This is a genomic window from Rhodococcus sp. MH15 (assembly GCF_019266045.1).
Classification (GTDB): Bacteria; Actinomycetota; Actinomycetes; order Mycobacteriales; family Mycobacteriaceae; genus Rhodococcus_F; species Rhodococcus_F qingshengii.
This window is the reverse complement of record NZ_LPNP01000088.1, coordinates 1-406: the sequence shown is the minus strand read 5'-3', so window position 1 is coordinate 406 and position 406 is coordinate 1. Positions and strand designations below refer to the sequence as shown.

1 protein-coding gene is annotated in these 406 nt (G+C 62.6%); it reads left to right on the top strand.

Going from position 1 to position 406, the window contains the following annotated elements:
• On the top strand, positions 1 to 406 hold a 406-nt coding region (locus ATN37_RS32155; RefSeq protein ID WP_218696106.1), incomplete at both ends, for a condensation domain-containing protein.

Here is a 406-nt window from a genome sequence, read left to right as displayed (position 1 = left end):
TTGATTGCTACTCGGGTGGCGGCTCGGTTGGGGCAGGCGCTCGATGCGCAGGTTCCGGTGCGGGTGTTGTTCGAGGCGTCGTCGGTGGAGTTGTTGGCTGCTCGGGTGGAGTCGGAGGTTGGTTCGGGTGCGCGGGCGGCGTTGACTGCTCGGGTGCGTCCGGAGCGGGTGCCGTTGTCGTTGGCGCAGCAGCGGATGTGGTTCTTGAACCGTTTCGATACGTTGTCGTCGGCGAACAATATTCCGGTGGCGATTCGGTTGTCGGGGTTGTTGGATGTGGCGGCTCTGCAGGCTGCGGTGTCGGATGTTGTTGGTCGGCATGAGATTTTGCGGACGGTGTATCCGGAGGTCGACGGTGTCGGGTTCCAGGAGGTGTTGTCTGCGGATCGGGTGCGGTTGGATTTGT